The 13,174-nt window shown below is 59.5% G+C and carries 9 protein-coding genes; 3 read left to right on the forward strand and 6 right to left on the reverse strand.

The features are described from left to right. Positions 1 to 27 precede the first annotated feature (27 nt). Positions 28 to 843 carry a helix-turn-helix transcriptional regulator gene (locus CD175_RS00210; RefSeq protein WP_104447171.1) on the reverse strand — a complete coding sequence of 272 codons (816 nt, stop codon included), beginning with the start codon at positions 841 to 843 and terminating at the stop codon, positions 28 to 30. 264 nt (positions 844 to 1,107) lie between these two features. On the opposite strand from CD175_RS00210, the gene CD175_RS00215 reads away from it, so the two are divergent. Then, positions 1,108 to 1,380, forward strand: a complete 273-nt coding sequence (locus tag CD175_RS00215; protein ID WP_102701366.1) for a DUF1652 domain-containing protein — start codon at positions 1,108 to 1,110, stop codon at positions 1,378 to 1,380. Between the two features lie 170 nt (positions 1,381 to 1,550). Here CD175_RS00215 and CD175_RS00220 read toward each other — a convergent pair whose 3' ends face one another. Then, positions 1,551 to 4,025 carry a UvrD-helicase domain-containing protein gene (locus CD175_RS00220; protein WP_104447172.1) on the reverse strand — a complete coding sequence of 825 codons (2,475 nt, stop codon included), beginning with the start codon at positions 4,023 to 4,025 and terminating at the stop codon, positions 1,551 to 1,553. 279 nt (positions 4,026 to 4,304) lie between these two features. Here CD175_RS00220 and CD175_RS00225 point away from each other — a divergent pair, with 279 nt between their 5' ends. Further along, positions 4,305 to 5,000: a pirin family protein gene (locus CD175_RS00225; protein WP_104447173.1), complete on the forward strand. Its 696-nt coding sequence runs from the start codon at positions 4,305 to 4,307 to the stop codon at positions 4,998 to 5,000. Positions 5,001 to 5,211: 211 nt separating this feature from the next. Here CD175_RS00225 and pgm read toward each other — a convergent pair whose 3' ends face one another. The 4 genes from pgm to CD175_RS00245 form a co-directional block, all read right to left on the reverse strand. Continuing rightward, positions 5,212 to 6,855, reverse strand: a complete 1,644-nt coding sequence (gene pgm / locus CD175_RS00230; RefSeq protein ID WP_104447174.1) for a phosphoglucomutase (alpha-D-glucose-1,6-bisphosphate-dependent) — start codon at positions 6,853 to 6,855, stop codon at positions 5,212 to 5,214. A 110-nt stretch (positions 6,856 to 6,965) separates the two neighbouring features. After that, a complete protein-coding gene (locus tag CD175_RS00235; protein WP_104447175.1) occupies positions 6,966 to 8,273 on the reverse strand; it encodes an aminotransferase class I/II-fold pyridoxal phosphate-dependent enzyme in 1,308 nt (435 codons plus the stop codon). A gap of 40 nt (positions 8,274 to 8,313) precedes the next feature. After that, positions 8,314 to 9,804, reverse strand: coding sequence for a hypothetical protein (locus CD175_RS00240; protein ID WP_104447176.1), 1,491 nt, complete (start codon positions 9,802 to 9,804; stop codon positions 8,314 to 8,316). A gap of 564 nt (positions 9,805 to 10,368) precedes the next feature. Continuing rightward, on the reverse strand, positions 10,369 to 11,391 hold the full coding sequence (locus CD175_RS00245; RefSeq protein WP_104447177.1) for a zinc-dependent alcohol dehydrogenase family protein: 1,023 nt from the start codon (positions 11,389 to 11,391) through the stop codon (positions 10,369 to 10,371). Positions 11,392 to 11,659: 268 nt separating this feature from the next. Between CD175_RS00245 and CD175_RS00250 the strand changes: the two genes are divergently transcribed. Next, positions 11,660 to 12,574, forward strand: coding sequence for a LysR family transcriptional regulator (locus CD175_RS00250; RefSeq protein WP_053160139.1), 915 nt, complete (start codon positions 11,660 to 11,662; stop codon positions 12,572 to 12,574). Positions 12,575 to 13,174 lie beyond the last annotated feature (600 nt).

A 13,174-nucleotide genomic window follows, 5' to 3' on the forward strand; every position in this document is an offset into this window, starting at 1 on the left:
CGATGGCGTCGATCCTAGTGCGTGGGCTCAGGCGCTGTCTTGCGCGCGTGCACGCAAAGAAATTTGTTTGACGTAAGCCTTGGGTGACTGGCCGGTGTGCTGGCGGAAACAGCTGTAGAACGCCGACAGCGAATTGAACCCGGCGGCGAACGCCAGTTCATCGATACGCAGCGGTGGCGTGGCGTCATCCAGTGCCGCCAACAAGTGTTGCAGGCGCGCCTGGTTGACGTAGCGGTAGAAGCTCTGGCCCAGCACCTGGTTCAACAGATAGGAAATCTGGTTACGGCTGTACCCGCACTCCTTCGCCACTCGTTGCAGGTCGAGTTCCGGGTCAAGATACGGCTGCTGGCGCTGGAAATACTGCTGCAGGTCATCGGCCATAAAGCTCAACTGGCGAGGCGACAGGCCCAGCCGACTGACCGCCGGGCGTTGGCCGGGGGTGGTTTTGCTGACGGGTTGCTCATGCACCAGCGAAGCGTATTCATTGACCCGCCAGATCAGCCCGTCCTTGACGGTGATCGCCTCGCTGGCGCGGAACGACACCAGGCCTTCACCACCGCGCAGGGTGATGCGGTACTGAATGAAGGCGGTGTTGCCGTCCAGTCGAATGCGGTCGGAGTGCTCCAGCGCTTCATCCGGATCCCGGGGCATGCTGCTGCGCACATAGTCGCGCAATTCGGCCAGGCCCATGACCCGGTTCTGGAAAAAGTCGTTGTACTGGACTTCCGGGTGATAGAGCGCCATGACGCCGTCCAGGTCCCGGTGTTTCCAGCGCAAGTGATAGCGCATGACCGTCTCGCCCGTGGCCTGGGTTTGCAGCGGGCCATCATCCTCGGCGTGCATTGAAAGTCTCGACGGAAAAAACCGAGCTTGCCCAACTTCCGCTTTGTCTTCAACGACTAAACGGATGCGGGCTTTGGGGCGCCAATATCAAGGAAGCGTGACCTGAATCAAAAAAAGGGTGGCAATCGCCAAACGACCTGAAAAAACCACATTCTTTTCACATTCGGATGCTACTTTAAAAGACTGTCACCGGTTGAACCATTGAAGGTTCTTCCCTCCTACCATGAGCTAAAGGAAGCGCTCGATAATGAAGGCGGGCAACACATGAATAGAGGGTTCAGTAAGGTCACATTTCCAAACGCCTGCCAGCTGATGCGCTGGCATTTTCATCCCATGGGTTTCGAGGCGAGCATGGACGCGCCGGGCAGCATGATTGCCCGTCTTTTCGATCGTGCCACTGGCGAGACCATGATCGCCATTGCCGGTATTCCTTGCGCCACCGTCATGAATGCCGCGGATGTAGAACGAATAATCGAAGCGGTGGAGGATGAACTTGAAGCCTTCGTTCCACCGGAGGCCTTCAGGAGTTATGCCTGAAGCCTGTCCACCCCCAAAAAAGCCCACGTCAAGTGGGCTTTTTGTTGAGCGCTATTCCCCTGTAGGAGCGAGCCCGCTCGCGATGGTCGTTAACGATAACGCGTGTGAACCGGATAAACGCGGCGCACTTGAGCCCATCGCCGGCAAGCCGGCTCCTACAGGGTTTCGATTCAGGCGGTGTTCTGGCTTTTACGATGATCGACAAAGAACGCCTTGCCCTTGCCGATCCGGTCGGAGGCCTTGGGCATGTTCGCGGCCTGGGTGTCTTGTGCGTCGACGTACCAGTAGCAATGGCTGACGGCACGGGTGATACCGACGTACGCCAGCCGCAGGATCTCGTCCTTCTGGGCATTGTCGTAGGGTTCGCTGTCACCCGCCTTGCCCAGGCCCGCCATCCGGTAAACCTGATTTTTATAGGGCGAACTGGTCAGGTGTTGGCAGTCGCCCAGCAAAAACACCGCATCGGCCTGGAGGCCCTTGGCACTGTGATACGTCAGTTGCTTGAGCCTGCGAGCCGCATGGGGCAAGCTCGAATCAACATTAACTACTGACTGAATATGCTCTTCTATCAATGACTTATCGCTACTTTTTCGATAAAGCATCAAGATTGAATCACCCTTTCGGTAATGCTCCATCAGGCGCTGCGCCATGCCCTGGTCATCACGATCGAGGACATTCACCGGCAGCAATGCCTTGGGTTCACCGCTGGCCTTGGCTTTCTTCCCGGCAATCGCCGGTGCTGCGCGCACGATGTGCTCGGCGGCATCGATGATGTGCTGGTGGCTGCGGTAGTTGTCGCTGAGCATGACCTTGGTGGTGCCCGGCGACGGGAACGCCTTGTTGAACTCCATGAAGTAGCTCGGCGAACTGCCGCGCCAGCCATAGATGGATTGCCAGTCATCGCCCACACAGAGCAGCGAGGAACGCTGGGCACCCCGCCCGACGTGCATGGCCGGACCGCGACTGCGGATCTCCGCCAGGCTGGCCCTGATCCAGGAGACGATTTGCGGCGAGACGTCCTGGAATTCGTCGATCATCAGGTGCGACAGCGGCCGCAGCAGCTCATCACTCAGCAGCTTGAGGTTCTCCGGCGAATGCTCGCTGAACAGGGCGAACATCCGGTTGTAGGTCATGATCGGCGGTTTCTGGTCGAGCAAATGATCTTCCAGCGCCCGCCAGTAAAGGCTCAGGGCCTCGAAGAAGAACCGGTCGGGATCGTCCTTGGCGAAACTCATCTGTCCCACTGCACTCGGCACATCCAGCCCGAGGTTTTCGATGAACCCGGCGGCGGCGACAAAGCAATCGAGCAACGGCGCGGAGGCGAGCTCGCCCTTGACCTTGTAATCGAAGCCCGGCCCGGCGCTGGCATCCCCCGCCAGCGAGGCCAGCACACGCTTTGATGACTCGTAACTATCAAGCCAAATCAATGGCTTACGACAGAAAGCTTGAAACAGGGTGCGCTTTACCGCCCATTCTGCGCGTACCGTCAGCTTGGCATTGGGCCGCGTGACCTGCGGGTTCTCCCGAGGGTCGAACCCCAGCACCACCCAGGCGTCCAGCGTCGGGATGTAGCCGTGACAGTGGAATGTCGAGCCGTTGATATCGAACGACTGGCGCTTCGGTTCGATGCCCTTGATGGGCCAGGCACCGGCGCGAAACCACAGGTCTTCAATGGCGTCGCACAACTCTTCATCACGCTTGGCCGCCAGTTCGGTGACGCCCATGCGTTTCTGCACATCGGGGTGATCACGCTCCAGTTCCTTGAGTTGCAAGGCATGCCGGGACAATGGCTTGATCAGCTCACGAAAGCGCTCGTCGTTACTGTGCAGACGGTGATAGCAGGCGTTGAGCTGTTGGCGCTGGGCGTCGTTGATACGCAGGTCGAACGGATTGCTGTCGACCTCCTCGTCACCCTGTGCAGCCCGCAGGCTGAGGTTCTCGAAGGCCTGCAAACGCTCGAAACCCGGAAGACTGCGCACCATCGGCAGGATCCGCGAGTGAAAGGTGCGCACCAGGTCCCGTGCCTCCTTGAAACTGATCGCGCGCCCCCAGAGCGCAAACAGTTCGATCAGCTTGTTGATGAAGTCCTTGCGCGACTCGCGGGTGAAGGTCACCACCGTCATCGAACTCAGCTCGAAGCCCAGGTAATGGCTCAACAGCAAGATACGCAGCACCAGCGTGGTCGACTTGCCTGCGCCAGCACCGGCGATCACCGAGGTGGACGGCGTGTCGCTGAAGATCATTTTCCACTGTGCGGCGCTGGGCTGGGCATGGGCCGGCAGTAACCGGGCGACATCAGCCTTCATGCGCTTCTTCAACTCGGCGCTCAACGGCAGGCGCCAATCGTCGAACAGCAGGTCATCGACATTCGGTGGCCGGTGTTCAGTGGAACGCGAGTCGCGGATCAGCAGGACCTGCCGCCCCTCCTCCAGCCCTTCGAGCTTGCCTTCCCTGTAGCCGTAATCGACCCCGGCGCTGTGACCGCTGCGAAAACCGTCAGCCTGGCCATGCAACCACGACGCACGATGTTGAGCGTGCAGACGGGTCAGGCTGTATCCGAAGAACCGGGCGAGCAGGCGCTTGATCAGCGGCATTTCGGCCAGGGGGCGAAGTTCAGGCGGAAGATCGGGGGTGTGTTGCGGCACGCGGACTGACTCCAGGGTGTGAGGCTGTTGAGCGCTATGGTGTCTGCATTTGCCATTGAGTTCTAGTGAATTGCTTATGACTCATTGGCTTATGCGATGAAGTGAAGGCTGGATGAGAAAGTTTCGAGCCTATTTCATATCAATTGATTCGATGGGAATGGCGCATTTTTTACGCTTTTTATCGATTGTTGCCTGATGGATGATGGCCGCCATCAACCACCGGTCTCGCTTCGTGGCTCAGGCGCCTCGCCCCATGACGAACCTTTTCTGGAGACGATCATGCTTGAACTCAGACCTTTCAAAACGCTTGGCGGTGCTCACCACGGCTGGTTGGATGCGCATCACCATTTTTCGTTCGCCGAATACTACGATCCACAGCGCATGAACTGGGGCAACCTGCGGGTCTGGAATGACGACGTGATCGCTCCCGGCACCGGCTTCCCGCAACACCCGCACCGGGACATGGAAATCATCACCTATGTCCGTGAAGGCGCCATTACCCACCAGGACAACCTGGGCAACAAGGGCCGGACCGAAGCGGGTGACGTACAGGTCATGAGCGCCGGTACCGGGATCGCCCACAGCGAGTACAACCTGGAAGCGACGCCGACCCGGATTTTCCAGATCTGGATCATCCCGAATGAGACCGGCCTGGCGCCGTCCTGGGGCGCCAAACCGTTCCCGAAAGGCGACCGCGAAGGTTTTGTCACCCTGGCCAGCGGCAAGGAAGGCGACGAGCAGAGCCTGCGCATCCGCGCCGATGCCCGGCTGGTGGCCGCCAATCTGAAGGCCGGTGAAACGGCTGAATACCATTTGGACAGCGGTCGTCGTGCCTACCTGGTCCCGGCCACCGGGGTCATTGAAGTCAATGGCTTGCGCGCACAAGCTCGAGACGGTGTTGCGGTGGCCGATGAGCAGGTGCTGCGTGTGACTGCCATCGAGGACAGTGAGATCGTGTTGGTGGACCTGGCTTGATTCGCTGAGCGCAATTGCAAAAAAAAAGGGGCGACCGTATTGGTCGCCCCTTTTTTGGGTGCCTGTTCAAATGTCTTCGCTGGCAAGCCAGCTCCTACATGGGGAATGCGGTCCAATGTAGGAGCGAGCCTGCTCGCGAAAAACCCGAGGATACCGCGGGGTGTCAGGCTGCCAGCGTTATCGTTGACGACCATCGCGAGCAGGCTCGCTCCTACAAAGAAATGGCACCATCCACCAACGTTTGCGCCTCGGCCACCAGTTGCTTGAGGTGGTCGTCGCTGACAAAGCTCTCGGCGTAGATCTTGTAGATGTCTTCCGTGCCCGACGGACGCGCCGCGAACCAGCCGTTTTCGGTCATGACCTTGAGACCACCAATGGCCTGGTCGTTGCCCGGTGCGTGGCTGAGGATGCTCTGGATCGGCTCGCCGGCCAGTTGGGTCGAAGTGACCTGTTGCGGCGACAGCTTGCTCAGCAGGGCCTTCTGCTCCGGGTTGGCCTTGGCGTCGACCCGTACCGAGAACGGTTCACCCAGTTCATCGGTCAAGGCACGGTACGCCTGGCTTGGATCGCGACCGGTCCGGGCCGTCATCTCGGCGGCCAGCAGGGCCGGAATCAAACCGTCCTTGTCGGTGCTCCAGACGCCGCCGTCCTTGCGCAGGAACGAGGCACCGGCGCTTTCTTCACCGCCGAACCCCAGGGAGCCATCGAACAGCCCGTCGGCAAACCACTTGAAGCCGACCGGCACTTCGTACAGGCGACGGCCCAGGCGCTTGGCCACGCGATCGATCAAGCCGCTGCTGACCACGGTTTTGCCCACGGCAGCATCGGCGCGCCATTGCGGACGATTCTGGAACAGGTAGTCGATGGCAACGGCGAGGTAGTTGTTCGGTGCCAGCAAACCACCGGACGGCGTGACGATGCCATGGCGGTCATGGTCAGGGTCGCAGGCAAACGCCACGTCGAAGCGCTCTTTCAGGCCGATCAGGCCTTGCATGGCGTGGCTGGACGATGGGTCCATGCGGATCTGGCCGTCCCAGTCGACGGTCATGAAGCGGAAAGTCGGGTCGACCTGTTTGTTCACCACATCCAGGTCCAGACGGTAATGCTCGGCAATCGCCGACCAGTAGCGCACCCCTGCTCCACCCAGCGGATCGACACCCAGGCGCAGTTTGGCATCACGGATGGCGTCGAAGTCGATCACGTTGATCAGGTCGGCGACATAGGTGTTGAGGTAATCGTGACGATGGGTGGTGCTGGCCTTCAGTGCCTGCTCGTAGCTGATGCGCTTGACCCCAGCGAGCTTGTTGGCCAGCAATTCGTTGGCCTTGGCTTCGATCCACTTGGTGATGTGGGTATCGGCCGGACCACCGTTGGTGGGGTTGTACTTGTAGCCACCGCTTTGTGGCGGGTTGTGCGACGGCGTGATGACGATGCCGTCCGCCAGGCCGCTGGTGCGACCACGGTTGTAGCAGAGAATCGCATGGGAAATGGCCGGCGTCGGCGTGTACTCGTCGCCAGTGGCGATCATCACGGTCACGCCGTTGGCCGCCAGCACTTCAAGGGCGCTGGCACCGGCCGGCGTGGACAGCGCGTGGGTGTCGATACCGACAAACAGCGGGCCATCGATGCCCTGAGCTTCGCGATACAGGCAAATGGCCTGGCTGATCGCCAGCACGTGCCATTCGTTGAAACTCAGGTCGAACGAGCTACCGCGGTGCCCCGACGTGCCGAAGGCAACGCGCTGGGTCGAAATGGCGGCATCAGGCTGGCCGGTGTAATAGGCCGTTACCAGTCGCGGGATGTCGACCAACAATTCTGCCGGTGCCGGTTTACCCGCAAAAGGACTGAGTGTCATGCAAAACCTCTGGAATAGAGTGGTTCAGGGATTGAGTCGCAGTTTACTGGCAGTTTGACCGCAACGCGATGGGATCGATCCAACACAGTGAAGTTGTTATTTTTTGTCACTCACTCGATCGATTCCAGGCGCAGTGCATCCCCCAGCAGTCCCAGCGCGGCCGCCAGGTTGTGATCGCCGCCGAAGGTATGACTCAGGCGCAAATGCTGCCCATGCAGACCGTGGAGGCTGAACAGTTCGCCTGGCGCGATGACCACCTGTTGCGCCAGCAGGCGCTGGAACACACGACGGACATTGACCCGGCGCAACGAGCGCACCCAGATCGTTGCACCGCCTTCTGGCTCGACGAAATGCAAGGCATCTCCCAGTCGCTCCTGCAACAACTGGGTCATTTGACTCTTGCGCTCCTTGAGTAGCCGTCGCAGCACCAGCAGGTGTTGATCGATGCGGCCACTGCTGTACAAACGGGCGATGGCTTTCTGGCGAATCGGCGACAGTCGAAACGAACGCAGCAGGAAGTGCCGTTGCAACTCGGTGCTCAAGTGCCTTGAAAGCAGGTAGCCGTAGGGCGCTTCCGGTCCAATGATTTTCTCGAACGCGGAAAACACCATCAGCCGCTCAGGGTCCAGCAAGTCGCGAAAGCGCACGCCGCCCGGGTCGAATCCGAGCTCGCCATAGCAGTCGTTTTCCAGCACCCAACTGTCATGCGCGGCCAACAGCCGGGCAATGACCTGCCTGTTTTCCTCAGGCGCCAGGCTGCCACGGGGCATGTTCAGGGCCGATGACAGCAGCACCAGGCGTACCGGCTCAGTCTCCAGCAACGTTTTCAGGCGTTGCGGATCGAGGCAACCATCGGCTTGCACAGGCCACTCGATCACCCGCACGCAGGCGGCTTGAAACAAACGCAGGACCGTCCAGTCACACGGCGATTCAACCACTACCGTGGCGTCTTTCAAGCCCAGCACCGCGATGAGGATTTCCAGGACACCGCGAAGGTCGGCGCCGATGTAGACATCATCGGCGTGCCAGTAACGCATGGGAGACGTGGTGTAGCGTGCTGCCAGGGCGGTGCGCAGCTCAAGCTCGCCGCAGGGTTGCGAAGGCGACTGCGGCTGCCTTGGATACTGGCGCAGCAACTCTCGCTCCAGCAGCAACAAGGGGCTGTCGAGGGGCTGCAGCAACGCCGGTTCATCGGCGCTCAGGACCAGCATCCCCGGACGCCTGGCATTGACATAGTCGTTGACAGCGCGAAGTGGTAAGGCGTACTGAATGGTCGAGATCGACACATTGAGGCGCTCCGCCAGCTGCCGCAGCGACGGCAGGCGGATGCGTGAATCCCCTTCGGACTCATTTATCAGGCTGCCCAGATATCGATAAACGGCCTGATAGGCGAAATCCGTTTCTCGTGGACCTTTCATGGCTGAAGGCCGACCGCACTGGCTGATAGTCCGCCCACCCTCAGTGACCCGCTGACCATTCATCCACCAACGTGTTGCCGGTGTCAGGATCGCCCGCCGCCTCTTGCAACGCGGCGCCCTGGATCAGCGCTTCGGGCGCCCCGCCATCGCTGCCTGGCGCCCGCTCCATGCGATAAAGCCGGCCGATCAGGCTGACGGGCAATCCGCTGACATCAATCATCCATTGCATGACTTGTTCGGCGACCGGATGCCCCTGCATGGCCCGGTGCAATTCGGGCATGGCCACCAGCATGCCCGGATGGCACTGACGCAAAAATCGCTCAAGCCCCGCACCTTCTTCGGTAAACGGCGCAAAAAGCAGGCACACCAGCTGTGCTTCGCTCAGGCCCAGGGTCTTTTGCGCCTCGGCCGCCGCGCGGGCACGCTGGTCGCCCAGTGTCGCCGGGTTGCCGAACACCTCGATGGCCTGCTCGCACAAACGCTCGGGCAAGCGCTTGCGGCGCATCATCACCAGGGCGCGTTGCAGGAATTGCGCAACGCCTGACTGGTAATCGCGACCCTGCACGAAGCTCGCTTGCAACCCACGCACATGCGCCGAGATCGACGCGCTGACGAATTCATTGTCGCTGATCTGCGCGGACAGTTCGTCAGGCTGGAAGCCGAGAAACTCAGTCAGCAATGACCAGCGCTCTTCCAGGCTGCTGACCAGCAGGTCGTGAATCTCGATGCAGGTAGTACGACGGCAGGTTTCAAAGCGCTCTTCAGGACGCCATCGAGCTTGGCCGTCATCGGCATAGAACGCCTTATAACAGTCGCTGCCCAGCTCATCGAGCAATGCAAACAACCCCCCATGGCCGGCCTCGCCACCGTGCGGGGGCTTGAGCCCTGCCTTGGTGGCGGCACGCGTCAAACCGTCGATGAACTGTTTCTGCTGACGCGGCGTGTCACTGATGAGCAAAGCGTCGACGCCACCGTCCCAGCGGGCGATTTGCCCGTAGAACTCTCCCGTGGCCAGGTATCCGTCATCCCACAGGTCGAACCCGCCGTGCCACTCCCGGCGATGGCCGATCAGCAGCAGGTTCACGCGGCTGGACTCGCGGCCGGCGTCTGAGATCGGTTCCAGATGATTGAACGGCAGGACCTCCCGATCATCGACCATCAGCACTTCGACCCGCGGATCGTCATAGACAAACAACGCGCTGTTGGTCCGGTGCATGTTTTCCACGGCTGCCCGGCTGGTCCCGTTCAACCGCAACGATGCGATGCGCAACTGGAATGTCGCCGGGGACCGAGTGGCGATGGTCAATTGCGCCGCACGCAACAGCGCCAGGCTGTAGCAGTTGTCGCGAGCCCCGGACTGGACTGCCAACACCTTGTAATCACCTATACGCTCCATGCCCCCCGCCGCCACTGCCAGACGCTGAATCAACAACTGCAATGCCGTGCGCTCGGCACGGGAGAAGAAACCCAGCAATCGCTGCAGCACTTGTTGATAGACATAGTTCATCGCTTGGTCATGGATGCTGGTCATCTTTATTTACCTGGTACTCGTAAGTTCAATATCGCGCGGACAGCACATTCCGCTGGACTGTCTGCACGAATGGAGTCATCGACTTTATTGCCAAATGCTAGCAATTGAATTTTCTGGAAATCATTTGAAACGATCGTAACAACCCTTCTTTCGCACACCGAAGACAAGACTGTAGCGCCCGGCTGGCAAGGGTTTTCTCGATTGGAGGCGGAGTCCTAGGAAGCGTCCGACAGAGTCCCACAGACACTTAACACAAGAAATAAGGAAAGAAGTTGTTGCTGTCTTTTTGGTAACTACACAACAACTAACTAAATCGGAGGTGTGCACCGAGGGCGCACATCGAAAAGCTTCAGCCTGACACCCAGCCATGACTCATTCCTTGAGATGAAAGTAATCATTCAATTATCAGGGCTTAGTGGCTGATTAGAAGCTACAGATTACGGGCAAAAACCAGTTCAGTTGCTGGACCGGCCTGCGGATCGACGGGTTTGGGGGGCACAAACGAAAGAGTCCGTGTGGACACGGACTCTTGGGGGGCTTTTGCGTCGGCTCTTGGGCTAAGTGCTACGCCGGTTCGACCTGCAGGGCGACCCGCTCGCGACAAGGGCATTCGTCCATGTAGCGGTGTGCTTCGACCACCTCGGCAAACGGGAAGACCCGAGTCTTGAGCGGCAGCAGCACGCGGTCAGCGGTCAACTGGTTGATGTCGCGCAAGGCACGTTGCAGTGCGACCTGGTCCTGGATGATGCCCAGTTCCGGCTTGCCGGTGAAGTTGCCGATGCAGTGCACGAAGAACTGAATGTTCTTCTGGAACGCCGCGCAGGCCGGGAATGGCGTCTGGTTGCCACCTTGCAGGCCGTACAGCACCAGGCTGCCGCGAGGCGCCAGCACATCGCCCAGCAACGACATCTGAGGACCGCCCAAACCATCGAAGACCACATCCACACCGCGGTTATCGGTGATCTTGTTGATCCGTATCAGCAGATCTTCTTCCTCGGTAACGATGACTTTCTCGGCGCCCAGCGACAACAGATACTCACGCTCTTCTGCTGACTTGGTTGCGGCAATCACTCGAACACCCAAGGCCTTGCCCAGTTGCACGAACGAAGGTCCGGCGCAATGGCTGGCGTCGGTCACCAGGGCGAATTGCCCGGGCTTGACCCGTGCCAGGTCGGCATAAGCAAAATAGGCGACCAACAGCGGCGTGTAATGCACGCTGGCCTCGATCGGGCTCAGTACGTCCGGGTAACGGGTCAGCGACGAGCGCGGCAGGACAATCAGCTCTCCGTAGACCGGATAGTCGTTCGGGCTTTGGGCCGGGAAACTGGCGACCTTGTCACCTATCGCCAGGTCATCCACACCCTCACCGACAGCCGTGACGACACCGGCCATTTCCTGGCCAAGGCCGGAAGGCAGACGGGCGCGGGACGACGCCAGGTTCTGGCGCCAGAGAGTGTCATACCAACTGATGCCAATGGCCTCGACGCGCACCTGCACTTCGCCCGGTGCAGGCAGAGCCGCCGCATGCTCTTCGCATTTGAGCACCTCGGCTGGACCAAACTTGTGAAAACGGATCGTGCGGGACATCGCAAACCTCGCCAATTGAACCTCTAATGCCTTGAACTCTAGCTGGGCTTTCAACCCAACACTATCAGTGGGTATTAATAGTCGACATGCCTGTCATTGATTCCGCAGGGGCGGCGACATTGTCAAATGCCGCAAGAACCGAAGCCACCTTTGCAGGAAATCTGAATTACCCGGTGCAGAGTACCAGCCTTTCCCCGTAATATTCCTGCTGGCCATTGTTCTCATATGGCCGCCCACGTCAAGTTTGCTGACTCTGCCAGGACTCCAGATGAATCGTAATGACCTGCGTCGTGTCGACCTGAACCTGTTGATCGTTTTTGAAACATTGATGCACGAACGCAGCGTGACCCGTGCTGCGGAAAAACTGTTCCTCGGCCAGCCGGCCATCAGTGCGGCGCTCTCGCGCCTGCGCGGGTTGTTCGATGACCCTTTGTTTGTGCGTACCGGCCGCAGCATGGAGCCGTCCGCCCGGGCGATCGAGATCTTCGCCCTGCTCTCGCCGGCACTGGATTCGATTTCCACCGCGGTCAGCCGAGCGGCCGAGTTCGATCCTGCCACAAGTACCGCGGTGTTCCGCATCGGCCTTTCGGACGACGTCGAATTCGCCTTGCTGCCCATGCTGCTCAAGCGCCTGCGCGCCGAATCGCCGGGGATCGTGCTGGTGGTACGTCGGGTCAACTACATCCTGATGCCGGGGTTGCTGGCCTCCGGTGAGATCTCCATCGGCGTCAGCTACACCACCGACCTGCCGGCCAACGCCAAGCGCAAGGTACTGCGCCGCAGCCAGCCCAAGCTGTTGCGCGCCGACACCGTGCCGGGGCCATTGAGCCTGGATGATTACTGCGCGCGCCCCCATGCACTGGTGTCGTTCGCCGGCGACCTCAGCGGCTTTATAGATGAAGAACTGGAAAAGCTCGGGCGCAAACGCCATGTGGTGCTCGCGGTACCGCAGTTCAATGGCTTGAGTACCCTGCTGGCCGGCACTGACATCGTCGCAACCGTGCCGGACTACACGGCCGACGCGCTGACTGCCGCGGGCGGTGTTCGCGCGGAGGATCCGCCGTTGCCGGTGCGCAGCTTTGAGTTGCACATGGCGTGGCGCGGGTCGCAGGATAATGATCCGGGGGAACGCTGGTTGCGCTCGCGGATTCAGATGTTCTTCGGCGATCCGGACAGTCTTTGAATAAGGTTGTCGAGCGGACCTGGCAGGCCCGGACTTGCCAGGTTAAGTAAGACGAAACATAGCGTGCCCTTGCCGACTCAGGCCCTACCATACTTCGGAACCTTCACAAACGTGCCATCAGGGGTGATCAAGGAAAAGGGTGGGTGTTTCTTTTATCTATACCCATTGCGTGTAAAGGCCGGATAAAAATAGATCGACCAGGTGCTGCCCAGCGTCCGGATAAACTTTTTCAATATAGAAAAGGAAAACCATGAGGGCGTTTCTTCTCCCGAGTTGTCTTGTTCCCAATCGCCTTCATTTCCAAAACAGCAAATAACACAGCGAACAAAGGCGGAGAATGCAGGATCCGATTCTCGATACTCACTTTCTACATGCCAGAGCTGTGTAAAGGGAGCTATTGCCTGAGCGCGGGGGCTATCAGCGAAGAATCTCCGTCCCGGTGTTTGTGGAATGAGTGTCCAAGTGCGCGTGGAATCTGCAAGTAGAGTAACTAATGGGCGCACTCTAACACTCACACTTTCCACGGATAACACAGTACCTTAATAACGCTCTGGCGAGCACAAACAAGTATCAATGACTTTTTATAACAATCGTTGACAC

This window comes from Pseudomonas laurylsulfatiphila (assembly GCF_002934665.1).
Classification (GTDB): Bacteria; Pseudomonadota; Gammaproteobacteria; order Pseudomonadales; family Pseudomonadaceae; genus Aquipseudomonas; species Aquipseudomonas laurylsulfatiphila.

What these genes read in the sequence shown, in the direction of transcription:
- CD175_RS00210 (WP_104447171.1), bottom strand. Translation starts at nt 843, where the DNA reads ATGCACGCCGAGGATGATGGCCCGCTGCAAACCCAGGCCACGGGCGAG.
- CD175_RS00215 (WP_102701366.1), top strand. Translation starts at nt 1,108, where the DNA reads ATGAATAGAGGGTTCAGTAAGGTCACATTTCCAAACGCCTGCCAGCTG.
- CD175_RS00225 (WP_104447173.1), top strand. Translation starts at nt 4,305, where the DNA reads ATGCTTGAACTCAGACCTTTCAAAACGCTTGGCGGTGCTCACCACGGC.
- pgm (WP_104447174.1), bottom strand. Translation starts at nt 6,855, where the DNA reads ATGACACTCAGTCCTTTTGCGGGTAAACCGGCACCGGCAGAATTGTTG.
- CD175_RS00235 (WP_104447175.1), bottom strand. Translation starts at nt 8,273, where the DNA reads ATGAAAGGTCCACGAGAAACGGATTTCGCCTATCAGGCCGTTTATCGA.
- CD175_RS00240 (WP_104447176.1), bottom strand. Translation starts at nt 9,804, where the DNA reads ATGACCAGCATCCATGACCAAGCGATGAACTATGTCTATCAACAAGTG.
- CD175_RS00245 (WP_104447177.1), bottom strand. Translation starts at nt 11,391, where the DNA reads ATGTCCCGCACGATCCGTTTTCACAAGTTTGGTCCAGCCGAGGTGCTC.
- CD175_RS00250 (WP_053160139.1), top strand. Translation starts at nt 11,660, where the DNA reads ATGAATCGTAATGACCTGCGTCGTGTCGACCTGAACCTGTTGATCGTT.